Genomic DNA, 21,514 nt, shown 5'->3' on the forward strand with positions numbered 1-21,514 from the left:
GGAACCGATTGCAAGGCAATAGGGCCGGGCCAGGCATTGGTCCTGGCTTAGCCAGCAAAGATATCCCTCTTCGAACCGGGATCAGTGTACCGCGGCGAACATGACGCGTTCTTCGGTCGCTTCGGACAGCATCATCTCCTCGACCACGCGGCCGCGCTTCACGACCAGGATACGATCGGAAACGGCGAGGATTTCGGGCAGATAGGAAGAGATCACGACGACGGCCATGCCCTGGTCGGCGAGATCGCCGATGAGCTGGTGGATTTCGACGATGGCGCCGACGTCGACGCCGCGCGTCGGCTCGTCGAAGATCACCAGCTTCGGCTTCTGGATCAGCGACTTGGCGATCACGACCTTTTGCTGATTGCCGCCGGAGAGTTCGATCATCCGGGCGCGGTCGCTGATCTGCCGCAGACTCAGGCGCTCGCCCCATTCCCTGGCAAGCTGCCTGGCACGCGCCAGCGACACCATCGAGACCGGGTTGGCTCCCTCGGTCAACTCGCCCATCTGCAGGTTCTCGCCCGCCGTCATGGTTTCGAAGAAGCCGTCGAACTTGCGGTCCTCGGTGACGTAGACGATGCCGTCGCGCACCGCGGGCCTCGGCACGCGGTAGCGCACTGATTTGCCGAGCAGGCGGATTTCGCCGCCATGGAAGATGTTGCGCTTCAACAGGCCGGCAACGACCTTGGCCATCTCGGTGCGCCCGGCGCCGACGAGGCCGAACATGCCGGTGACCTGGCCTGAAAAGACCGAGAATGAGGAGTTGCGCACCAGCCCGGCGCAGGACAGGTTCTCGACGGAAAGCACCTTGTCGCCATAGGGCCGTGCCGTGCGCTTGACCTCGCCGTGCAGCGTCTCGGTCAACGTCCGTCCGACCATGGCCTGCACGATGGTTGCGCGCGTGAAACCCTTGGCGTCGCCCGATGCCACGATCTCGCCATCGCGCATGACGGTGATGCGGTCGGCGACGGCGAGCGCCTCTTCCAGCGCATGGCTGATGAAGATGATGGCGATGCCTTCCTTGACCAGCCGCTGCAGCAGGTTGAAGAAGTGGCTCTTCTCTTCCGGGGTCAATGTCGCGGTCGGCTCGTCGAAGATGATGACGCGGGCCTTGTGGTGAACGGCACGCGCGATCTCGACCATCTGCTTGTGCGCCGCGCCCAGCGTGCTGACCTGCGCGGTCGGATCGACCTGGAAGCCCATGCCGGCCAGGAATTGCCGTGCCTGAATGTAGAGGCCGCGCAGGCGGTTGAACATCTTCTCTTCGCCGAGATACAGGTTCTGCGCCACGGTCATGGCCGGCACCAGATTGGTTTCCTGGAACACCATGGCTATGCCGGCGCGCAGTGCCTCGGCGGGCGTCGAGAAGGAGACGTCCTTGCCGTCGAAGGTCATCTTGCCCTCGGTCAGCTTGAACACGCCCGCCATGACCTTGGTCAGGGTGGATTTGCCGGCGCCGTTTTCGCCGAGCAGCGCATGGATCTCGCCCTTGCGCAGGTCGAAATTGACGTTCTTGAAGGCTGGGATGCGCGAGAACGCCTTGGTCGCGTTCCTGAGCTCGATGATGTTGGCGTCCGACATCGCTTAACCTCGCTTGCCGCCGGCGGCGCCGGCCACGCGCACGACCCTCGAGCCGCCGCGCGAGGCGACCAGCAGATCGTCACCAGACTCGCAGGCGCTGACCGTGCCGTGCACCGTGCCGTCGGCGCGCGAATGGAAGCTCGACAGCGGCTTCATGTTCTGGTCGCAGTGCACCACCAGCCCGTAGGATCGGGTGACGGCATAAGGCTTCAGCACATTCATCTGCTTCAACTGGCTGCCTTGCATCGGCTCGCGGTAATCGCGCCATGAGCTCAGCGACGGCGCCACCCAGAACTGTTCAGGGACTTCGGCCAGCATGCGCTTGCGATAGGTCTCTTCGCGCAGGATGAACTCCACCAGCTGGTTGCGGACGGAATAGAAGGTCAGCCAGTAGCCGGCGTTGAAGGCAGGCGCGATACGAGCGGGGTAGGCCGGCAGATGTTCCAGCACCGCCGTCGTCGTTCTGGTGGCAAGGTCGATCGCCATCACACGGTGGCGCCAGGCCTCCGTGACATAGATGCGGTTGGAGCCGGTGGTGGCTATGCCGGCCGGCCAGGCCAGTCCGTCCCTGATCAATTCCAGACGGCCGCTTTTCAGATCGAGGCGCCAGAGCGAACCGGAAGCGTTCTTCTGCATCAGATCGCGGCGCCAGCCGCTCGCGGGTACCGACGCCGAGCCATTGGCGATCAGCAGGCTGTTGCTGTCGAGAAAGGTGAGGGCGGTGATGCAGGAGAGCCGCAGCGCTTCGTCGCCTGTTGCCTCGCGCCCGTCATGCAGGCCGCCTCGAATGACGACACCCTTGCCGTCGATCGCAACAGCGGTCATGCCGCGGGCATGGGCAAGTGCCGTGATCTCGCCGGGAAATTCCTGCAGCACCTCTGCATGGCCGTCGGCGCCAAAACGCACCAGCGAGGCGGCACTGCCCGCCAGCACGCCTTTGTCGGTGCGCACGAGATTGTCGGCGTCGGCGAGGCTGGCGAAGGTCTCGGCTTCCTCGAGGCCCTGGTTGGGCAGCAAGGGGCCGTCAAGCGTCGGCACCGTCACCGCCCAGTCGCCACGGCCGAGAAAACGATCGAAAAGCTGGCTCACGGCGCTCATGCCTTTTTGCCCCAGTAGGAATCCGAGCTGAACCAGTTGGGATCGACGCCTTTGAGCGGCAGCGTGCCCATGCGGTTGTTGAAGATGCCGCAGAGATAAAGGACCCCCTTGTGCTCGCGCATCGAGGTAATCATCGGATGCTTCTCGCCCGCGCGGTCCCAGAGGCTTTCGAGAATCTGGCCCTTTTCGTCGAAGCGCAGCACGCAGCCTGTGTTCAGGTTGGGCATCAGCCAGGCATCTTCCGAGACGCGCCGCGCCATGCGGCGGCGGAAGCCCGGCATTTCCAGCGACAGGTCAAGCGCTGGCGTGCGCATCCCCATCAAGGCGAGCCAGTAGGTGCCGTCCGAGGCGCGGTTGATGTTGTCGGGATAGCCGGGCAATCCCTCGATGACGCGCTCGACCTTGCCCTTCTTCGGGCCGTCGAAATAGTAGCGGCTGATGCGGCAGGCCCAGCTTTCGGCGAACAGCACGGACTGGCCGTCGAAGGCCGTGCAGATGCCATTGGGGAAGACCAGGTTCGACAGCAGCGTGCGCGTCGAACCGGATTTCGGATCGTGGACGATGATACGTCCGTTGCCACGGCTTTCCAGCGCATCGGCGTACCAGTCGTGCATCTCGAAGCGCACGGTGGCTTCGGAAAAGACGATGCGGCCATCGGGCAGGATGTCGCAATCGTCGGCGAGCTTCATGGTCGAGTCGTCGACGACCGAAGTCAGCGAGCGATTGGTCTCGGCGGTAAGCAGCTTCACCTCCCCGTTCGGCGCGACCCGGTAAAGGCCCATGCCGGCGACGCAGATGACCAGATTGTCGTCGCGGTCGAAGGCCATGCCGAGCGGCGAGCCGCCAATGTGGGCGAACACTTCGCTCTCGGTGTAGTGCGGCGGCTGGAAGCGCAGGATGTCGCCCTGTCGGGTGCCGGTGTAGAGCCGGTCCTGGCGGTCGAAGATCACATCTTCGGCGCCGTCGAGGACGCCAAGGCCGATCACGCCGACATCCTTCAACCGGTCGTTCACCGCTATCGGCGTGCCCGGCGCGGTCGAGATCGGCTCGCGCATCTTGGCGAAGGTCGGCGAGATGTAGACGCTGCGCAGGATCTTGTGGCGGTTCTTCACCCAGCGCACGTCGAGGAGGACGGAGAAAAGCAGCACGAGACCGAGGATCAGATAGTTGACCGGGCCTGACACGGCCAGAGCGAGCAGGCTGTTCGACAGGACGAGCACGAAGATCGTCCCCATCAGGGCCTTGGCCACCGAGCCGCGCCCGCCGCCAAGCGAGATGCCGCCGAGCACCGTCGCGGTCAGGACCTGCAGTTCGAGCCCGGTGCCGATATCGGAAGCAGCGCTGCCGATGCGGGCCGAGAAGAAGAAGCCAGAGAGCGCGACCAGCACCGAGCACAGCACGTAGGCGCTGAACAGGGTGAAGCGCACATTGATACCGGCATTGTAGGCGGAGCGGCGCGCACCGCCGACCGCGAACAGCCGCCAGCCATAGCGGGCGCGTGACAGCATGAGATGGATCACCAGTGCGATGACCACGAAGACGACGAAGGAGGTCGGCACGCCCCAGATCGTGCCGAAGCCGAGAAAATCGTAGGTCGGGGAATCCGGCCCGCTGGTGACGATCGGCGTCGAGACCTGCGGGAAGATGACGTCGAAGGTCGAGCGGTAGATGATGAGCGTCACCAGCGTGGTCAGGAATGCCCGCATGCGCAGGAAGCCGACCAGGAAGCCATTGATGGCGCCGCAGACGATGCCGAGCCCGAGGCAGGCGAGCAGGCCGGTGCCGAAACTCCATTGCCCGACATTCATGCCGTAGAGCGTCACCAGCACGGCCAGCGCGAAGGTCGAACCGACCGACAGGTCGATGCCGCCCGAGACCATGACGATGGTCATGCCGAGCACGACCAGACCGAGCTCGGCGGTCTGGCCGCTGAGATTGGTCAGCGTCGCCACGCTGAAGAAGCCCGGCACGATCGAGCCGAAGATCGCGCACAGAATGACCAGCGCCGTGAAGGGGATGACGCTGTCGATCCACTTCTTGGTCAGGATCTCCCCGACCACGTGGTCGGGGAGCAGGCGGTAGCGCCAGCGCACAAGGCTTTCGGCCATGCTCATTGAGACAGTCCGTTACTTGAGCTCGTCCAGCTTCCAGCAGTTCCTGCCGGTGGCATTGGTCTTGTCGACGCGGGTGATCGGACCGAAGAATATGGTCTTCTCGCTGCCCGCCTGCCGATCGGGATGCTGCAGCAATTCGGAAATCTGCTGCGCGGCGATCTCCGCCTGGATGGGCGAGTTGAAGTTGAAGATCACATCGAGCAGGCCGTTCTTGATGCTCTCGCAGCCCGTGGCGCTGCCCGCGCCATTGGTGACGATGGTCACCTGGTCCTGCTTGCCGGCAGCCGCGACGGCGGCACCGGCGCCGACTTCGGCGTTGTCCCAGATGCCCATGATGCCGCACAGGTCCGGATGCTGCTGGAGGACCGTCTCGGTGATCTGGCGGGCTTTTTCGCTCATGTAGTCGGCCGGCTGGTCGGAGACGAGCTGCAGCTCGGGATTGGCCTTGAGCACCTCATCGATGCCGGTGCGCATGTAGATGTTGGCAGCACCCGTCTGGACGCCGGCAAGCCAGACCACCTTGTGCGAGACAGCGTTCGGCCCGGTGCAATGCTTGGCCAGTTCGCCCATTTCGAGGCGGCCCATCTCGATCCAGTCATTGCCGACATAGCTGTCGGTCTGGGTCGCCGACTGCATGTTGACCTGCAGCACCTTGATGCCGGCGGCCTGCGCCTGCTTCAGCAGGCGTGCGTAGGTTTGCACGTCCGGATTCTGCACGATGATCAGGTCCGGCTTCTCGGCAATGGCGCCCTGCATGGCGCGGATGCCGGCATTGGTGTCGCCGTTGGGATCGCGCACCTCGAGGCTGAAGCCGTAGCGGGCGGCGTGCCGCTGCCACACCACGACCCAGGACTGGTTGAGGTCCATGCCCTGCGAGATCGGCACGAAGATGACCTTCTTGCCCTTGAGCGCCTCCAGATAGGGCGCCCGCCCGACCTGGTCGGTTTCCTGCGCGGTGGTGACGTTGGCGGCGCCCAGCAGCGAAAGCGCCGTCAGGCCCGCGAACAGGCAGTTCTTGAATAACTTCATGGTTTCCTCCCTGATTGATGTCTCGGCTTGATGTTTTTAGATGTCGCCGCTTTGCGAGGTCTGCTCGTCGCGCGGATTGATGATGGCGTCGATCGCCAGCGCACCCAGCAGGATCACGCTCTTGATCAGGTTCTGGCTGGTGTAGCTGAAGTTCAGGATGGTCATGCCGTTGGTCAGGATGCCGACCAGGATGGTGCCGACGATGACGTTGCGCACGCCGCCCTGGCCGCCGGAGAGGCCGATGCCGCCCAGCACCACGACCAAAAGCACGTCGTAGATCAGGCTGGAATTATAGAGGCGCGTGTCGATGCCGGTAACAAGCCCCAGCATGATGATGCCGGCGGTAAAGGCGATGAGCGCGCTCAGCACATATTGCGTCACGATGATCGGGCGCGTCGGCAGGCCGGTGGTGCGGGCCGCGTTCGGATTGTCGCCGGTGGCATAGACCAGCCGTCCAAAGCGGGTCTTGCGCAGGAAGAAGCCCATCAGCGCCGCCACCGCGCCGAAGATTACCACGACCATCGGGATGCCGAGGATGGTGCCGCTGCCGATGAATTTCAGCCAGGCGATGTTTGATGGCGCATAGAGCACGTCGGAGGCAAAGACGATGCGGCCCGAGCCGTAGACCGAGGAGGCGATGGCAAGCGTGGCGAAGATCGGCGGGATTTCGGCAATCGCCACCATGATGCCGGTGAACAGGCCGATGGCCGCTGCAAGAAGGGCGCCGCAGACCACGGCCAGCGTGAAGTCGACGCCCCAGGTGGAAATCCAGATGCTGAAGGCGACGCCGACCACCATCACCGCCACCATGGTGAGATCAATGCCGCGGCCGACGACGATGAAGCCCATGCCGACGGCAAGCGTGCCGAGGATCGAGACGTTCTTGAGGATGGCAATGATGTTGCCCTGGCTCAGGAAATTGTTGAGCGTCGCGGAGAAAACGATGAAGAGGATGACCGAGATCGCGACGACGACCAGCTCCTGGGACATTTTGATGCCCATGCGCGCGCCGTCGGATTTGCCCGAACCAGCCAATTCCATTCCTCCCTCGCGCTGCCAGCCTCAGGCGACAGCTTGCCCGAGCGGCCTTGCCGCTCCGGCGGTTCCTCCACAGCCCCAAGCCGGCTGCCTCCCCGAAGACCATTGCGGCTCGAGACGGCAGGGGCAATTTCGATTTTCTGATGCGCTGTGCAGTTTGTTCGTGTGGAGACCCGGGTGCCAAAAAACCGAAGGCCCGCAACTTCAGCCCGCTATCGCCCGGCAGCGAGATAGCCTCGGCATTGACGAAGAGTTCGTGGCTAACAGGAGCCGGTGTGCCCAGGTTCAACGAACCGCATCGGCGATCGGCGAGTTCCAGGCAGCACTTTTGCCTCGCACGCGCTCCACAATCGCGGCTTTCCCGCGACGGATTGTAACCTCGCAGGGATGTTGCGCTTGAACTTCAGATCAGCGGGTTTTTCCAGCCAGATAAAGAGGCCTCGCCATGTCTTCCATCCCGAAAAGCTGCCAGGGAAAGGGAGCAGATCGAGAAGAAAGGCGTTCAAAACCAGCGGCTTGCTGAGATATCAACCCCTTGGGGAGGGGCTGGTAGCGGGAGAGGGACTTGAACCCCCGACCCCAGGATTATGATTCCCGTGCTCTAACCAACTGAGCTACCCCGCCAGGGCGGCGAAAGGCCCGAAATCCGCCTCAAATCGAAAGGCATGTCCGGGCGCTCGCCAAGGTCGCGCGGATATAAGGTTGGGAGGGTGAGCCTGTCAAGCTTCGAAGCAGCCGCCGCGCCGGCTTATTGTCGCCGCCGAAAAGCTTTGCCGCGCGGACATTTGAGCGCGGCTGCCGGGGTTGAGTTCGAGGGGACACGTCGCTATGTCTCGGCCACGACTTCTTAGAGTTTGAAAACAGATGAAACCGCGCATTGCAGTCCTCGGTTGCGGATACTGGGGCAGCAACCACATCCGCACCCTCAAAGCGCTCGGCGCGCTGCACGCGGTCTCCGACCTCAACCGTGCCCGCGCCGAAGGTTTCGCCAGCGAGCAGGACTGTCTGGCGATCGAGCCCGACCAGCTGTTCGTCCGTGACGACATCGACGCCATCGTCATGGCGCTGCCGCCGCAGTTCCATGCCGATCTTGCCGTGCGCGCCGTCGAAGGCGGCAAGGATGTGCTGGTGGAAAAGCCGATCGCGCTGACGGTGGCGGACGCCGAGCGCGCGGTGCAAGCCGCCAAGGACAACGGCCGCGTCTTCATGGTCGGCCATGTCTTGCGTTTCCATCCCGCCTTCGAGACCCTCAAAGGGTTGATCGACAATGGCGAGCTCGGCGAAGTCCGCTATATCCACTCTCACCGGCTCGGTCTTGGCAAGTTCCACACCGAGAACGATGCACTGTGGGACCTGGCGCCGCACGATTTGTCGATGATCCTGGCCATCACCGGCACGGAGCCGATCGAGGTGCGCGGCGAGGGCGCCGCCCTGCTCGACAATCTCAGCGACTTCGCGCATCTGCACATGCGCTTTCCCAACGGCCTGCGCAGCCATCTGTTCGCCTCGCGGCTCAATCCCTATCGCGAGCGGCGGCTGACCGTCGTCGGCACCAAGGCGATGGCGGTGTTCGACGATGTCGAGCCATGGGAACGCAAGCTTGCCGTCTATCGCCACGCGGTGTGGCAGGACAGCGGCCAATGGGCCTTCACCACCAATGAGCCGTCCTATGTCGCGGTTGCCCAAGGCATGCCGCTGACGCGCGAGCTGGAGCATTTCATCCAATGCATCGAGACGCGGGCCGAGCCCCGTACCAGCGGCGAGGAAGCCATTAGGGTGCTGCGCATCCTGACCGCGGGCACGGTCACGCACACCAAGTCCTGAGCGAGCGCCTGGAAATCCCGCTCTGGCGGCCAGAGCGAAGGCGGCCAGAGCGAATTTCCAAACAGTCTCCGAGAGAATAATGGTTTATTCGGCGGGAATCTGCGCCGGCCTGGCGGCAAGCCGGGTCAGCATGGCCTCGGCCTCGGCGCCACGCTCCGAACGCTCGATGAAACCGCCGCCGAACACGCGCGCCTCGTTGCCGTCATCGGAATAGAGCACGCAGGCCTGTCCGGGCGCGATGCCGGACTCGCCATCGACCAGTTCCACCCATGTCACGCCATTGCCGTGATGCAGCACGGCCGGGCGCGGCGGGCGCGTCGAGCGGACCTTGGCGAACAGCTCCAGGCCGCCGGCGGGAACATCGGCCAGCGGCCCGTCTCCCAGCCAGTTCATGTTGCGCAGATAGATCTTGTGCGTCTCCAGCGCCTCGCGCGGGCCGACCACGACGCGCGCCCGGTCGGCGTCGAGATGGACGACGTAGAGCGGTTCGCCGGAAGCGATGCCGATGCCGCGGCGCTGGCCGATCGTGTAGCGCAGGATGCCCTCGTGGCGGCCGAGCACGCGGCCGTCGATATGGACGATGTCGCCTGGATTGGCCGCCGCCGGCTTCAGTTTGGCGATGATGTCGGAATATTTGCCTTGCGGCACGAAACAGATGTCCTGGCTGTCCTGCTTGGCGGCGACCGTCAGTCCCATCTCCTCGGCGATGGCGCGAACCTGCGGCTTGGACAGGCCGCCGAGCGGGAAGCGCAGATAGTCGATCTGCGCCTGCGTGGTGGCGAAAAGGAAATAGCTCTGGTCGCGGTCGGCGTCGACCGGCCGGTAGAGCGCCCGGTGGGCGCCATTGGCGCCGGAGCGGATATAGTGGCCGGTGGCCAGCGCTTCGGCACCAAGCTCCTTGGCGGTGGCCAGAAGATCGGCGAACTTCACCGTCTGGTTGCAGGAAACGCAAGGGATCGGCGTCTCGCCCGCGACGTAGCTCTCGGCGAAGGGATCGATGACCGACTTGCGGAAGCGTTCCTCGTAGTCGAGCACATAGTGGGGAATGCCGAGCGTCTCGGAGACGCGACGGGCATCGTCGATGTCCTGCCCGGCGCAGCATGAGCCGGCCCGGTGTGTCGCCGCGCCATGGTCGTAGAGCTGCAAGGTGACGCCGACGACATCATAGCCCTCGCGCTTCAGCAGGCCGGCGACGACCGACGAATCAACGCCGCCCGACATGGCGACGACGATACGGGTGTTTTCGGGACGTCCGGGAAGATCGAGGCTGTTCATGGTTCTTTCATTCTGCCCGGCGCTGAATGCCAGTGGCTGGAATATAGGTCAAGCACTGCGGCTGCGCCAGCTTCGAGGGCCCGCCGATTTTGTGTCCGAATCCGAACCAGCCGCGAGGTGTTTAAAATGCTGACCAAAAGACTAACGCGGCGTTCATGATCCTTACCTAGTCATTAGGGTCTGCTTAGGCAAATTTTAAAGCTGTGGCGGTAACGTGGCGGGGATTGGGTCTTTGAGTTTTTTGTAGAGAGTACGATGACCGATCTGGTTAGACCGAGAGTCAAATATGTTATCGGGCCTGACGGCAGCCCTCTTACGATTGCCGATCTGCCGCCGACGAACACACGTCGCTGGGTTATCCGGCGCAAGGCGGAAGTGGTTGCGGCGGTGCGTGGCGGGCTTTTGAGCCTCGACGAGGCATGCCAGCGCTACAAGCTGACCACCGAGGAATTCCTGTCCTGGCAGGCGTCGATCGACGAATATGGCCTTGCCGGGCTGCGCACGACGCGCATCCAGCAATACCGGCACTGACAGCCGAGAATTTGGACAAGGGCGCGGTATCCGCGCCCTTTGTGTCTTTCGAAGTGATTCCTCCGACGGTCAGACCGTAAGCACCACCTTGCCGATCGGCCTGGTGGCAAGAAAGGCGTGGGCAGCCCCCGCCTGCTCGAGTGGGAATGTCCTCGCCACGTGGACAGCGAGCTCTTTCGCATCGATCAATTTGCCGAGTTCCGCAAGACCTTCACGGTCTGGCACGACGGACATGCGCTCGACGCGGATGCCCTGCGCGCCGGCCTGCGTCTTCGTCGCGTCGCTGACATTGAGCAGTGATACCAGCACGCCGCCACGCTTGAGCACCTTCAGCGAATGTTCGGCATGGTCGCCGCCAACAGTCTCCAGCACGAGATCGATGTCGCGAAGCCTGTCCGCGAAATCGCCCTTGGTGTAGTCGAGAACCTCATCGGCGCCGAGCGAGCGGGCGAAATCGAGCTTCTGCGGGCTGGCGGTGGCGATGACGTAAGCGCCGTGCGCCTTGGCGATCTGCACCGCCAGATGGCCGACGCCGCCGGCTGCCGCGTGGATCAGCACGCGCTGGCCCGATTTCAATCCGCCATGGCGGACCAGGCCCTGCCAGGCGGTCAGGCCGGCCAGCGGCAATGCGCCCGCCTGGATGTGGTCGGCGCCGCTGGGCTTCGGCGCGATTTCGTCAGCGGGAACCGCGGCCAGCTCGGCGTACGCCGCCGCCTGCCTGGGGAAGCGCGGCATGCCGAACACCTCGTCGCCGATCTGGAAGCCGGAGACCCCGGCGCCCAGTGCCTCGACCGTTCCCGAGATATCCCAGCCGAGAATGAAGGGCGGTTCGCCCAGAAGCTTATAGTTGCCGGCGCGGACGGCGCCATCGACCGGATTGACACCAGCGGCCTTGACCCGGACCAGCACTTCGCCGGCCTTCGGCGTGGGGTCGGGCTGATCGGCGATGACAAGGACGTCGGGTCCGCCGACGGAATTCTGGATAACGGCACGCATGGGGATGTCTCCTTTCTCGGTTGGTGCCACTATCATTTGGATAGTAGTAATACATTGTCCAGTATATACCTTTTTGATATATAGGCACCTCATGGATAGTGATAACGACTCCCCCTTCGGCTATGATGCGTTCCGGCGAACGTGTCCTTCGCACACCGTGCTGGAGATGCTGGCCAGCAAATGGGTCTATCTGGTGGTTTGCGCGCTGCGCAAAGGCCGGCTGCGCAATGGCGAGCTCGCCCGCAAGCTCGAAGGCATCACACCGAAGATGCTGACGCAGACCTTGCGCGTGCTCGAGCGCGACGGCCTGGTGCGGCGTGAGATCTTCCCGGTCATCCCGCCGCGCGTCGAATATGAACTGACCGAGCTCGGCCAGAATCTGGCGGGGCTGCTCACCCAGATCAGGTCCTGGGCGGAGCAGCATGCGCCCGACATCAAGGATGCACGGGCACGGGCAACCGCCGAAAATGAGGGGAATTGGGCCGCCTGAGGGCAGCCTTCAGGTCTGCTCGATCGAGCTTTCGTGACCTTCGGCCAAGACTGGCCCCGGGATGCCGCGCTTGCCTGAGTGGCAAGCGCCGAAGCAACGGACAGGCCGGGCTTCAGCCGATCATCGCGCTGCGGCCGCCGATTTCGGCTTCGCGAATCTTGGTGTCGCGTGATTCGAGCATTTCCGCCTTGGAAAGCTCCGCTTCAGCTTCGCCAAGTAGTGATTCGGCAGCGCTTCGCTGCTGGGCGAGGTCGCTTTGCGAATTTCTGAGATTGTCGCGGCGCAAACGTGCCGCCTTGGCAAAGGTCGGATAGGCGAAATGGTTGATGTCGGTGATGCCGGCTTTCTTTTCTTCGGCGGTGATCTGAAGCTCAAGCTCGACGGCCATGCGTTCGAACTCGGCGATCATCATGTCGAGCTGCAGCAGCTGCCGCCGCTTCTCATTCACCCGAAACTGCTTCAGCCGAACGAGGTTTTCACGTGACTTCATGATTCGGTACTCCCGGAAACGCACACTCGCACATATCGTCGATCCACCTGGAAAGACTCAGGCGCCGCCCGTTTCCACCGGCTTTCCCGGAACTATGGGAAACAAAACCCTAAAGTTTTTTGCCGGCGGTAACCATTCGTTTACGGGCATTGTTAATCATACGTGTCAGGGCTTAAGGCCGGGTAAAAATTCCGGTCGCCGATACGGAAGCGCGTCGATGAGTCCCTGGAGTCACTTAGTCCAGGTTATTAATGTGTCGCATTAGGAATTTTGGTCTGTGATTCGTTATTAGATTCAAGAGGGTGTAGAAAGGGGTTAAAAAATCTGGTACCGTCATGGACGGGAAATTAGGTTTTGTTAACCATTCGATGGCAGCCTCTGCACAAGGCAACCACTGCTCCGGTCCAGGACGGGTCGTGAAATGGTCCGGCAGCAGAAAAGGGGAATGAAATGCGTGTTCTGCTGATAGAAGATGACAGTGCAACCGCACAAAGCATCGAGCTGATGCTGAAATCGGAAAGTTTCAATGTCTATACGACGGACCTCGGTGAAGAGGGGGTCGATCTGGGCAAGCTCTACGACTACGACATCATCCTTCTCGACCTCAACCTGCCTGACATGTCGGGTTATGAGGTCTTGAGAACGCTTCGCCTTTCCAAGGTAAAGACGCCGATCCTTATCCTGTCCGGCATGGCCGGTATCGAGGACAAGGTACGCGGCCTCGGCTTCGGCGCCGACGACTACATGACCAAGCCGTTCCACAAGGACGAGCTGGTCGCCCGTATTCACGCCATAGTGCGGCGCTCCAAGGGGCATGCCCAGTCGGTCATCACCACCGGCGACCTGGTGGTCAATCTCGATGCCAAGACTGTTGAAGTCGGCGGCCAGCGCGTGCATCTCACCGGCAAGGAATATCAGATGCTGGAGCTGCTCTCGCTGCGCAAGGGCACCACGCTGACCAAGGAAATGTTCCTCAACCACCTCTATGGCGGCATGGATGAGCCTGAGCTGAAGATCATCGACGTCTTCATCTGCAAGTTGCGCAAGAAGCTCGACGCGGCATCCGGCGGCCAGAACTACATCGAGACGGTCTGGGGCCGCGGCTACGTGTTGCGCGAACCGGAAGACATCCGCGTCAGCGCCTGAGCGAAGAGCGCCGTCCGAAACCTGTCTTTCTCGACAAAAAACCCGGCTCTGGCCGGGTTTTTGCTTGATGCCGACAATCAGCCCGAGCGGTTCGGTATAAGACACCCTGCCGCTCTGACTTTCTGTCTTCACACAATTCCGGACGGGAGACCGTCACGCACTTCCTGGAAATGCTCCGGTTGGCCAGCCGGATCAGGCGGCGATCTTCAAGGTGCGAAAACGCTCGAGCAGTTGTGGCCGGTTGAACGGCTTCAGCAGATAGCCCTGGGCGCCGGCGCGCTTGGCCCGCATGATCGAAGCGATATCGAGTTCGACCAGCGAAATCAGGATCTGCGGCCTGATCGGGCTCTCCATGGCGCGCACGCGACGGATGAGATCGACAGCGGCTACATCCGGCAAGGCGCCGTCGACGATGATGATGTCGGGCATGTCGGCGGCGCACATCTCCAGCGCGTCAAGTCCGCTGGCTGCTTCTATGACCACCATGTCGGAGCCGCCCAGTATGCGTTTTGCGACCTTCCTGATGACGCTTGAATCGTCGACGAACATGCAGCGTTTCATTTCCGGGTCCTCTTTGCCTTCTGGCAATCCGGTAGCGTCGTGGCATCCTAAATGCACCATAGGCCAATCTGGTAAAGAAGCCGAAAAGCCATTTGGTAAAATTTTTGAAAAGATGCCATTCGCAGGCTGTTCTTCGCAATGCTTCGCAACGGCCATCTTGGCGAAGTCGGCCTCACTTCAGTTGAGAGCCGCCGCGGGTATTGCGGGTTGGAATACTTCGGTTTCTTCGAGGCCAGGCGCGAATTTCAGGCAGCCGAAAGGACGATTTCTTCCGGCGTGGCGTGGATCGAAATCGTCATGTTGGCCTCACGCGCCAGAAGCAGCGTGTAATAAGGCTGTACCGAATGCGCGTCGATCGGCTCCTCCGGCTTGTGACCGGAATGCAGTTCGAGGAATTTTGGCGGCACGCGCAGCATCGGGCCGCTCGCGGCGAGCGCAAAGCGTGGCTCGGTTTCGAGGTTCTCAAGCGTCACGGAAAGCTTGCCGCCGCGCGGAATGGCGGCGTTGGCGACGAGGAGCAGGTTGAGCAGCAGCTTGACCTTGTTCTTGGGCAGCAGCGCGCGGGTTCCGTTCCAGCTCAGTTCCGGCTTCTCGTTCTTGAGGAAAGCAATGGCGACGGCTTCGGCGTCGCCGGTGTCGATCAGCATGCCGGCCGAGCCGGCGGCGCCGAAAGCGATGCGGGCGAATTGCAGGCGGGCCGAAGCGTTGCGGGCGCTCTGGCGGATCAGCTTCATGGCGTCTTCGTCGGCGCCGCCTTCGTCGAGCAGTTCGAGCCCGTTGTTGATCGCGCCGACCGGCGAGATGATGTCGTGGCAGACCCGGCTGCACAGAAGCGCTGCCAGATCGGGTGCGGAAAGGGTGAACAGATCGGCCATCGGCGAAAATCCCTGCAAAATTTCACGACTCACGGCCGAGCGATCTATTGTCGCCTGCCCACACGAATCACGCGCTCTCCTCGGGCTTTCTGAATACACAGCGCCCGTGCGTGCGGCAACAAATCCAAAATTGTGGTCATGGCAAATGGCGTGTTCACGCAGGCTGCCGATGAGCGATCCGAAACAGCCTTTGAACCGCCATGTTCATGTGTGAGCTTAATGGTTGAAAAAGAATTACGGCATAGTTTGCCCGTAACAGTTACCCTTAACGGCCGGCTAAAGAGCCGTACGGGTGCGAGGCGTCGGCGAAGGTGCTCCCTGACGGAGATTGGAAGCATGTTTTCCCGATTCTACGACCGGACCCTGTTCCGTGTCATCCCAGACCGGGCATTTGTCCGTGTCGTATCAATGACGATCGCGCTCATGGGCGTTCTCGTGTTCTCGACTTCAGCCCTGCGGGCCCAGGAATATACCGCTCAGGAGATTATCGATTCCGGTCACAAGTTCTTCGGCGCGACATCGGGCGGGCTCGCCACGGTCGTCGAGAAGATCTTTGCTTCCTACGGCCTGCCCAACGGTTATCTGCTGGGCGAAGAGGGCTCGGGCGCGCTGATCGGCGGCCTGACCTATGGCGAAGGCACACTCTACACCAAGAACGCCGGTGATCACAAAGTGTTCTGGCAAGGTCCATCGCTCGGCTGGGATTTCGGCGGCGAGGGGTCGCGGGTGATGATGCTGGTCTACAATCTCGACGACGTGAGCAGCCTTTACAACCGCTATGGCGGCGTTGCCGGCTCGGCCTATGTGGTGGCGGGCGTCGGCTTCAACGTGCTGAAGAACAACAACGTGCTGCTGGTGCCGATCCGTACCGGCGTCGGCGCTCGGCTCGGTGTCAATCTCGGCTATCTGAAGCTTACCGAGCGTGCCACTTGGAATCCGTTCTGACGTGAACCCGTCCCGTTGCGGCAAAAGCTTGCCGCAACGCTGGATTTCCGCCATGCCAACGTGGCACAGTCCAGCTTTCGTCCATAACGGGTGGTCACTTGGTTCAGTCGTTCCTGTTCTTTGCCCTCGGCTTCCTCTGCGCCGGATTTCTGGCGCTGATGATTGCCCCGGCCATATGGCGGCGGGCCGTCGCCTTGACGCGCAGGCGCATCGAAGCCTCGATACCGTTGACGCAAACCGAAATCCAGGCCGACAAGGACCGTATCCGGGCCGAGTTCGCCATGTCGGCGCGTCGTCTCGAAATGAGCGTCAAGGTGTTGCGGGAGAAGACGGCGGAGCAGCTGGTCGAGATCAATCGTGGCCGCGAGGCCCTGAAGGGCCTGGCGGTCGAGCGCATGGACAAGAACCAGGCGCTTAGCGAACTGGGGGCCAAGGGCGAGATGCTGCGGCAGCGCGAGGGCGAGCTGCAGCTTCTGTCGGACCGGCTCAAGGAAACCGAACGCAAGCTGGAAAAGCGCGCGCTCGAGCTCGAAAAGCTGGAGCGCATGTATGATGACGCCAGTTTTGCCTCCAGCAGCCGGCAGATCGAGCTCGTGGCGCGCGAATCCGAATTGCAGAAACTCGCCAGCGACATTTCGCTGCTGCGCGGCCAGCGCAAGGAAGCGGAAAGGCGCAACCAGGAGATCGCCGCCGAAAGCAAGGCCGCGCGCGATGCCCTGAAAGCCGAGAAGAAAAGGACCGCTGAGCTCGACAAGAAGCTCGAACGGCTGCTTGCCACGCTCGCCGATCGCGAGGAAAAGCTCGACCGCCGCGAAAAGGAACTGGCGCGGCTTCGCGAAAAGTCGAAAGCCGAGGACAGCGCACCGGCCTTGCGGCTGGTCGGCAAGGACGGTGGAGCCGCCAAGGGCGATGACGTCGACAAGGCAATCGCCAAGCTCGACAGCGATCGTGAGCGGCTCGAGGCCAGGCTGACGGCGCTGGCGCGCGAGAACAAGAGGCTGAAAGCGGATCTCGACGCGATGGCCGCGTCCGGCCCCACGGATGGCAGCTCCGCATTGCGCGAGCAGATGAACGAACTGGCGGCCGAGGTCGTCCACCTGACGGCCAAGCTCGAAGGACCTGATTCGCCGATCGCCAGGGCGCTGGCGGCACCCTCGGATGCGCGGTCCGGCCGCGGTGGCCGCAGCCTTGCGGACCGCGTGCGGGCGCTGCAGAAGGCCGCCACGGCAAACTGAAATCAGTCCCTGTTTGCAGAAAAATGATGCAGGGCGATGGCTGACGCCGCGGCGACGTTCAGGCTGTCGAAGCCTTGCGCCATGCCAATGCGCACCGTGTGCAGGCGGGCAAGCAGGCTTTCAGGCAGGCCTTCGCCCTCGGTGCCGAGATAGAGCGCCAGGCGCTCGCTCGGCCGCGCATCGCGTATGTCGGTCTGCCCGCGTGGCGACAGCGCAAACTGGCGATAGAAGCGGCGGTCAAGCGTTGCCGTGAAGTCGGCGGCGTCGGTGAATGACGCGAAGGGGATTTTGAGCGCGGCGCCGACCGAAACGCGGATCGCCTTGCGATAGAGCGGGTCGCAGCATGTCGCATCCAGCAATACCGCATCGGCGCCAAAGGCGGCGGCGTTGCGGAAGATCGAACCCATATTGTCATGGTTGGCGATGCCGACGAGCACCACGAGCAGCGCGCGGGCTGGCAAGGCATCGAGCAGGGCCTCCGCCGTCCGCGGCGAACCCTTGCGGCCTATGGCCAGGATGCCGCGATGCATGTGAAACCCGGCGATCGCGTCCATCACCGCGCTGGTGGCGACATAGACCGGCAGGTCTGCCGGCGCCTTGCGCAGGATGGCCTCGAGGCCAGCCAGCCGGTTTTCCAGAACCAGCACCGATTCGGCTGCAAAGCGTCCCGTCGACAGCAGCAGGTCGAGCACCACCTTGCCTTCGGCAACGAAGCGGCCTTGCCGACCGGCGAGGTCACGCTCGCGGATGTCGAGATAGGCGGCAACACGCGGGTCTTGCGGGTCGTCGATACGAATGGGGTCCATGCGTTCCTCGCGGCCATCGCACGCGTCCGAAAAACCGATCGGCTCCCGGCGCATACCCTGGGTTCGGAAAGCACGATGCGACAATTCAGGACTGTCAGCTACCTCCGTGCGTCCGGATCGACGCACGTCGCCGCGAAAGCGTTATCACCGATTACAAGGCGGGCTTGTCAGGTCAGGTGCCAGCGCGCCGCAAGCGTTGCGCCATGTGGGACAACTCATCCTGGCCGCTGCCGAAAATGCCGTCCAGCATGCCGAGCAGTTCACGCACGGCGTCGGACTTGCAGGAATAGTAGATCATCTGACGATCGCGACGGGTGTCCACGAGGTCGAGGGCCCGTAACTTGGCCAGATGTTGCGACAGGGCGGATTGGCTGAGCATTACCTTCTCGGCGATGGCGCCAACCGACATTTCGCCGTCGATCAGGTAGCTCATGATCAACAGCCGTTTTTCATTGCCCATCAGCATCAGAAATTCTGCTGCCGATTCGGCGTTGGCGATTAGCTTTGTCGAGACCATCGATCCCCCGTGCCTTTTGCTCATCCCGACGCCATGGGGGCAATGGCATCTGATTCCATAAACTCACTTGTGAATAGGCGCTGGCGAGTCAGCTCCAATAGCAAAGGTAGAACATTTCGTTCAAATCTCAAGCATTGCTTTTGATCCAATACGATTAAGTGTCAGTTTTTTGCATTGGCGCCGGTTCTGGCGATGCTGGCCATCTCGACCAGAACCTGCCGCAATTCCCCTGCCGACGCCAAAGGTTGCGGGAAGAAGACCCGGCAAACATTGTCGCCCGACACCAGATCCATACCATCGGCATCGAATCCGGCAATGGTCCAGCCGTCGCCGGAAGCCTTGGCGAAATGACGCGCATAAACCGCGATCGCGTCGAGATGGTCGGCGTTCATGTGGTCGACGGCGGATTGTTCGCTCGCGGCCAGCTCCTCGACGATCGGTCCGCTGTTGAGCAGGTTGGATCGATCGAGCTGATAAGCCTTGCCGAAGCCTCCATTCAGGCTGGCGTGTCGCGGTTCCAGTCGAAAAATCGAAAAGTCGCCGAGCCCGGCGTAGAGGCTCGCCTTGGGATTGCGGTTGAGATAACGGCGCTCGGCGCGTGCATGCGCGTTCGATCCGCGCTCGAGGCGTGCCGCCTGGCAGACCAGCGTCAGGCGTGGGTGCGCCAGCGGGTCGCCCTTGCCGGGCTCGCCGACCAGCAGGGAACAGCGCGGATCGGCAAGCAGGGCGCCGGTGTGCGCCGAGAGCATCGAAACCAGGATCAGCGGCGCGCCGTCGATGTCCGTGGCCACACCGACCCTGCTGGCCAGCGGCGAGCCGGTTTGCGGCTCGATCACCGCCAGCGCGCCGAAACGGGCGCGGCGCAGAAGCGTCTTCGCCAGGCGGATCGCCTCGGCGTCAGTCTCGCGGATCACGGCTTTCTTCTGGTCCGTCAAAACGCCCATCGCAATAAGCTGATTTTTCTTCTCTAGTTATTGGCCTGCATGCCGAGTTTGACAAGGTCGTCGATCTCGGTTTTCGCAAAGCCGAAACGCGCCAGCACTGTCGACGGCGACAGATCCTCGTCGCCAGGCTTCGTTGCCGGTGCCGGCCGCGAGCCCAAGAAACGCGGCGCCGGCGCAGGGCGCTCAAACGCACCCGTTGTCACGAAGGAATCGCGCGACCGATTGTGTGGATGATGCTTCGCCTCACGCAGCGACAGGACCGGAGCAACGCAGGCATCGGTTTCGGCAAACAGCCGGTCCCAGTCGTCGCGTGATTTCCGCCTGATCCGGTCGGCAATGGCGGCGCGCATCGGTGGCCACTGCGACTTGTCATACTGGCCGGGTACAAACCGTCCGTCGAGTGGCAGCAGCCTGGCGAATTCGGCGAAGAATTGCGGCTCCAGGCAGCCTATGGCGATGTGCCCGCCATCCGCCGTCTCATAGGTGTCGTAGAAGGGAGCGCCGGAATCGAGCAGGTTCGCGCCACGCCTTTCGTCCCAAAGGCCAGCCGCCGTCAGGGCGTGCAGGGGCGTCGCCAGCATCGAGACGCCCTCAACCATCGCGGCGTCGATTACCTGGCCCTTGCCGGTGCGCGCGCGTTGGAACAGGGCGGCCAGCACGCCGGCAACCAGCATCATGGTGCCGCCGCCATAGTCGGCGACGAGGTTGAGCGGCGGGACTGGGCGGCTGTCCGCGTGTCCAATTGCGTGCAGCAGGCCCGAATAGGCAAGGTAGGTGATATCGTGGCCGGCGCGGCCCGCGAGCGGTCCATCCTGGCCGAAGCCGGTCATGCGTCCGTAGATCAGAGCCGGGTTGCGCGCCAGAACGATATCCGGACCGAGGCCAAGCTGCTCCATGACGCCTGGGCGAAAGCCTTCGACCAGAAGGTCGGCCTTTTCGGCAAGGCGCAGCGCCAGTTCGGTGCCTTCCTGGCGCTTCAGGTCGATCCGAAGGATGGAGCGGCCGTGACGATCGATGTTGTATTCATCCGGCAGCGACAGCAGCGGCCGGTCCGAACCAGCCCGTTCGATGCGCAGCACCTGCGCGCCCATTTCCGAAAGCATCAGGCCCGCCAACGGCACGGGACCGAGCCCGGCCATCTCGATCACCTTCAGCCCGGCAAGCGGGCCGGTCTTTCCGGCGGTGGATATGCCGGTGTTCATGACCAGCTATTTCGGTGCCATGCGGATGGCGCCGTCGAGGCGGATGGTTTCGCCGTTCAGCATCTGGTTCTCGATGATGTGCAACGCAAGGGCCGCATATTCGGATGGCTCGCCGAGACGCGACGGGAAGGGCACCGCGGCGCCCAGCGAATCCTGCACCTCCTGCGGCATACCGGCCACCATCGGTGTCTTGAAGATGCCGGGCGCGATGGTGCAGACCCGGATACCGGAACGGGCAAGGTCGCGCGCCACCGGCAGCGTCATGCCGACGACGCCACCCTTGGAGGCTGAGTAGGCGGCCTGGCCGATCTGGCCGTCATAGGCGGCGACAGAGGCGGTGTTGACGATGACACCACGCTCGCCGCCTTGCAGCGGCTCGAGCCTTGCGGCGCGGTCGGCGACGAGACGGATCATGTTGAAAGTGCCGATCAAATTGACTTCGATCACCTTGCGGTACTGATCGAGGGGATGGGGACCATCCTTGCCGATCGTTTTCACGCCGATGGCGATGCCGGCGCAATTGACCAGGATACGTGGCTCGCCAAGCTTGGCGGCGACCTCGGCGAGAGCGGCAGTGCCACCGTCGGCGCTGCTGACATCGCATTGGACGGCAATGCCGCCGATCTCGGCCGCAACCTTTGCCGCGCGGTCAATGCCGACGTCGAAGATGGCGACGCGGGCGCCCTTGGCGGCAAGCGCGCGCGCCGTTGCCTCGCCAAGACCGGAACCGCCGCCGGTAACGATCGCGATCTGGCCGTTCGGGTTCATGGCGTCATCCTTTCACGTGAGAACAGGGACTGATCAGGCGCCAGGTCGG

General features: G+C 62.8%; 21 protein-coding genes and 1 tRNA gene. 6 read left to right on the top strand and 16 right to left on the bottom strand.

The annotated features are described in order from the left end of the window. Nucleotides 1-81 precede the first annotated feature (81 nt). From OOJ09_RS10215 to OOJ09_RS10240, 6 genes are all read right to left on the bottom strand, one after another. Complete coding sequence (locus OOJ09_RS10215) at nucleotides 82-1,581, bottom strand: sugar ABC transporter ATP-binding protein (protein ID WP_269905100.1); 1,500 nt, start codon at nucleotides 1,579-1,581, stop codon at nucleotides 82-84. A gap of 3 nt (nucleotides 1,582-1,584) precedes the next feature. Then, nucleotides 1,585-2,679, bottom strand: coding sequence for a strictosidine synthase (locus tag OOJ09_RS10220; protein ID WP_269905101.1), 1,095 nt, complete (start codon nucleotides 2,677-2,679; stop codon nucleotides 1,585-1,587). Beyond that, the gene (locus tag OOJ09_RS10225; RefSeq protein ID WP_269905102.1) at nucleotides 2,676-4,793 is read right to left on the bottom strand and encodes an ABC transporter permease; all 2,118 of its coding nucleotides are present in this window, start codon (nucleotides 4,791-4,793) and stop codon (nucleotides 2,676-2,678) included. The genes OOJ09_RS10220 and OOJ09_RS10225 overlap by 4 nt, the downstream gene beginning before the upstream one ends. 12 nt (nucleotides 4,794-4,805) lie before the next feature. Continuing rightward, nucleotides 4,806-5,822, bottom strand: a complete 1,017-nt coding sequence (locus OOJ09_RS10230) for a sugar ABC transporter substrate-binding protein (RefSeq protein WP_269905103.1) — start codon at nucleotides 5,820-5,822, stop codon at nucleotides 4,806-4,808. 36 nt (nucleotides 5,823-5,858) lie between these two features. Beyond that, nucleotides 5,859-6,863: an ABC transporter permease gene (locus OOJ09_RS10235; protein WP_269905104.1), complete on the bottom strand. Its 1,005-nt coding sequence runs from the start codon at nucleotides 6,861-6,863 to the stop codon at nucleotides 5,859-5,861. A 544-nt stretch (nucleotides 6,864-7,407) separates the two neighbouring features. Then, a tRNA-Met gene (locus OOJ09_RS10240) sits at nucleotides 7,408-7,484 on the bottom strand. 240 nt (nucleotides 7,485-7,724) lie between these two features. On the opposite strand from OOJ09_RS10240, the gene OOJ09_RS10245 reads away from it, so the two are divergent. Then, the gene (locus OOJ09_RS10245; protein WP_256753189.1) at nucleotides 7,725-8,684 is read left to right on the top strand and encodes a Gfo/Idh/MocA family protein; all 960 of its coding nucleotides are present in this window, start codon (nucleotides 7,725-7,727) and stop codon (nucleotides 8,682-8,684) included. Between the two features lie 84 nt (nucleotides 8,685-8,768). Here OOJ09_RS10245 and mnmA read toward each other — a convergent pair whose 3' ends face one another. Next, a complete protein-coding gene (gene mnmA, locus OOJ09_RS10250; protein WP_269905105.1) occupies nucleotides 8,769-9,959 on the bottom strand; it encodes a tRNA 2-thiouridine(34) synthase MnmA in 1,191 nt (396 codons plus the stop codon). 255 nt (nucleotides 9,960-10,214) lie between these two features. Between mnmA and OOJ09_RS10255 the strand changes: the two genes are divergently transcribed. Then, nucleotides 10,215-10,490: a DUF1153 domain-containing protein gene (locus tag OOJ09_RS10255; RefSeq protein WP_013529904.1), complete on the top strand. Its 276-nt coding sequence runs from the start codon at nucleotides 10,215-10,217 to the stop codon at nucleotides 10,488-10,490. Nucleotides 10,491-10,559: 69 nt separating this feature from the next. Here the strand turns inward: OOJ09_RS10255 and OOJ09_RS10260 are convergent, their stop codons facing one another. After that, nucleotides 10,560-11,486, bottom strand: coding sequence for an NADP-dependent oxidoreductase (locus OOJ09_RS10260; RefSeq protein WP_269905106.1), 927 nt, complete (start codon nucleotides 11,484-11,486; stop codon nucleotides 10,560-10,562). A 91-nt stretch (nucleotides 11,487-11,577) separates the two neighbouring features. On the opposite strand from OOJ09_RS10260, the gene OOJ09_RS10265 reads away from it, so the two are divergent. Beyond that, on the top strand, nucleotides 11,578-11,976 hold the full coding sequence (locus OOJ09_RS10265) for a winged helix-turn-helix transcriptional regulator (protein WP_269905107.1): 399 nt from the start codon (nucleotides 11,578-11,580) through the stop codon (nucleotides 11,974-11,976). 112 nt (nucleotides 11,977-12,088) lie between these two features. Here the strand turns inward: OOJ09_RS10265 and OOJ09_RS10270 are convergent, their stop codons facing one another. After that, entirely contained in the window at nucleotides 12,089-12,466 is a 378-nt protein-coding gene (locus tag OOJ09_RS10270; protein ID WP_091578987.1) for a flagellar export protein FliJ, read from the bottom strand. Between the two features lie 450 nt (nucleotides 12,467-12,916). Here OOJ09_RS10270 and ctrA point away from each other — a divergent pair, with 450 nt between their 5' ends. Further along, nucleotides 12,917-13,612, top strand: a complete 696-nt coding sequence (gene ctrA, locus OOJ09_RS10275) for a response regulator transcription factor CtrA (RefSeq protein WP_006203583.1) — start codon at nucleotides 12,917-12,919, stop codon at nucleotides 13,610-13,612. A 192-nt stretch (nucleotides 13,613-13,804) separates the two neighbouring features. On the opposite strand, the gene OOJ09_RS10280 is transcribed toward ctrA, so the two are convergent. Together OOJ09_RS10280 and chpT are read right to left on the bottom strand one after the other, a co-directional pair. Further along, nucleotides 13,805-14,173 carry a response regulator gene (locus tag OOJ09_RS10280; RefSeq protein ID WP_269905108.1) on the bottom strand — a complete coding sequence of 123 codons (369 nt, stop codon included), beginning with the start codon at nucleotides 14,171-14,173 and terminating at the stop codon, nucleotides 13,805-13,807. A 245-nt stretch (nucleotides 14,174-14,418) separates the two neighbouring features. After that, nucleotides 14,419-15,048, bottom strand: a complete 630-nt coding sequence (chpT, locus tag OOJ09_RS10285; RefSeq protein WP_269905109.1) for a histidine phosphotransferase ChpT — start codon at nucleotides 15,046-15,048, stop codon at nucleotides 14,419-14,421. A 408-nt stretch (nucleotides 15,049-15,456) separates the two neighbouring features. Here chpT and OOJ09_RS10290 point away from each other — a divergent pair, with 408 nt between their 5' ends. Beyond that, nucleotides 15,457-15,993 carry a DUF1134 domain-containing protein gene (locus OOJ09_RS10290; protein ID WP_269905282.1) on the top strand — a complete coding sequence of 179 codons (537 nt, stop codon included), beginning with the start codon at nucleotides 15,457-15,459 and terminating at the stop codon, nucleotides 15,991-15,993. A 98-nt stretch (nucleotides 15,994-16,091) separates the two neighbouring features. Then, complete coding sequence (locus OOJ09_RS10295) at nucleotides 16,092-17,228, top strand: hypothetical protein (RefSeq protein WP_269905110.1); 1,137 nt, start codon at nucleotides 16,092-16,094, stop codon at nucleotides 17,226-17,228. Between the two features lie 2 nt (nucleotides 17,229-17,230). Here the strand turns inward: OOJ09_RS10295 and OOJ09_RS10300 are convergent, their stop codons facing one another. The 5 genes from OOJ09_RS10300 to OOJ09_RS10320 all read right to left on the bottom strand — a co-directional run bounded on the left by OOJ09_RS10300 (nucleotide 17,231) and on the right by OOJ09_RS10320 (nucleotide 21,465). Continuing rightward, a complete protein-coding gene (locus OOJ09_RS10300; protein WP_269905111.1) occupies nucleotides 17,231-18,034 on the bottom strand; it encodes a TrmH family RNA methyltransferase in 804 nt (267 codons plus the stop codon). Between the two features lie 172 nt (nucleotides 18,035-18,206). Beyond that, entirely contained in the window at nucleotides 18,207-18,551 is a 345-nt protein-coding gene (locus tag OOJ09_RS10305; protein ID WP_269905112.1) for an ArsR/SmtB family transcription factor, read from the bottom strand. A 161-nt stretch (nucleotides 18,552-18,712) separates the two neighbouring features. Beyond that, entirely contained in the window at nucleotides 18,713-19,495 is a 783-nt protein-coding gene (locus OOJ09_RS10310; protein ID WP_269905113.1) for a HugZ family protein, read from the bottom strand. Between the two features lie 23 nt (nucleotides 19,496-19,518). Further along, complete coding sequence (locus OOJ09_RS10315) at nucleotides 19,519-20,697, bottom strand: CaiB/BaiF CoA transferase family protein (RefSeq protein WP_269905114.1); 1,179 nt, start codon at nucleotides 20,695-20,697, stop codon at nucleotides 19,519-19,521. 6 nt (nucleotides 20,698-20,703) lie between these two features. Further along, the gene (locus OOJ09_RS10320) at nucleotides 20,704-21,465 is read right to left on the bottom strand and encodes a 3-hydroxyacyl-CoA dehydrogenase (RefSeq protein WP_269905115.1); all 762 of its coding nucleotides are present in this window, start codon (nucleotides 21,463-21,465) and stop codon (nucleotides 20,704-20,706) included. Nucleotides 21,466-21,514 lie beyond the last annotated feature (49 nt).

The sequence above is a fragment of the Mesorhizobium qingshengii genome, assembly GCF_027563465.1.
Classification (GTDB): domain Bacteria; phylum Pseudomonadota; class Alphaproteobacteria; order Rhizobiales; family Rhizobiaceae; genus Mesorhizobium; species Mesorhizobium qingshengii_A.

Coding starts and splice junctions, on each gene's coding strand:
- OOJ09_RS10215 (WP_269905100.1), bottom strand. CDS start 1,581: ATGTCGGACGCCAACATCATCGAGCTCAGGAACGCGACCAAGGCGTTC.
- OOJ09_RS10220 (WP_269905101.1), bottom strand. CDS start 2,679: ATGAGCGCCGTGAGCCAGCTTTTCGATCGTTTTCTCGGCCGTGGCGAC.
- OOJ09_RS10225 (WP_269905102.1), bottom strand. CDS start 4,793: ATGAGCATGGCCGAAAGCCTTGTGCGCTGGCGCTACCGCCTGCTCCCC.
- OOJ09_RS10230 (WP_269905103.1), bottom strand. CDS start 5,822: ATGAAGTTATTCAAGAACTGCCTGTTCGCGGGCCTGACGGCGCTTTCG.
- OOJ09_RS10235 (WP_269905104.1), bottom strand. CDS start 6,863: ATGGAATTGGCTGGTTCGGGCAAATCCGACGGCGCGCGCATGGGCATC.
- OOJ09_RS10245 (WP_256753189.1), top strand. CDS start 7,725: ATGAAACCGCGCATTGCAGTCCTCGGTTGCGGATACTGGGGCAGCAAC.
- mnmA (WP_269905105.1), bottom strand. CDS start 9,959: ATGAACAGCCTCGATCTTCCCGGACGTCCCGAAAACACCCGTATCGTC.
- OOJ09_RS10255 (WP_013529904.1), top strand. CDS start 10,215: ATGACCGATCTGGTTAGACCGAGAGTCAAATATGTTATCGGGCCTGAC.
- OOJ09_RS10260 (WP_269905106.1), bottom strand. CDS start 11,486: ATGCGTGCCGTTATCCAGAATTCCGTCGGCGGACCCGACGTCCTTGTC.
- OOJ09_RS10265 (WP_269905107.1), top strand. CDS start 11,578: ATGGATAGTGATAACGACTCCCCCTTCGGCTATGATGCGTTCCGGCGA.
- OOJ09_RS10270 (WP_091578987.1), bottom strand. CDS start 12,466: ATGAAGTCACGTGAAAACCTCGTTCGGCTGAAGCAGTTTCGGGTGAAT.
- ctrA (WP_006203583.1), top strand. CDS start 12,917: ATGCGTGTTCTGCTGATAGAAGATGACAGTGCAACCGCACAAAGCATC.
- OOJ09_RS10280 (WP_269905108.1), bottom strand. CDS start 14,173: ATGAAACGCTGCATGTTCGTCGACGATTCAAGCGTCATCAGGAAGGTC.
- chpT (WP_269905109.1), bottom strand. CDS start 15,048: ATGGCCGATCTGTTCACCCTTTCCGCACCCGATCTGGCAGCGCTTCTG.
- OOJ09_RS10290 (WP_269905282.1), top strand. CDS start 15,457: ATGACGATCGCGCTCATGGGCGTTCTCGTGTTCTCGACTTCAGCCCTG.
- OOJ09_RS10300 (WP_269905111.1), bottom strand. CDS start 18,034: ATGGACCCCATTCGTATCGACGACCCGCAAGACCCGCGTGTTGCCGCC.
- OOJ09_RS10305 (WP_269905112.1), bottom strand. CDS start 18,551: ATGGTCTCGACAAAGCTAATCGCCAACGCCGAATCGGCAGCAGAATTT.
- OOJ09_RS10310 (WP_269905113.1), bottom strand. CDS start 19,495: ATGGGCGTTTTGACGGACCAGAAGAAAGCCGTGATCCGCGAGACTGAC.
- OOJ09_RS10315 (WP_269905114.1), bottom strand. CDS start 20,697: ATGAACACCGGCATATCCACCGCCGGAAAGACCGGCCCGCTTGCCGGG.
- OOJ09_RS10320 (WP_269905115.1), bottom strand. CDS start 21,465: ATGAACCCGAACGGCCAGATCGCGATCGTTACCGGCGGCGGTTCCGGT.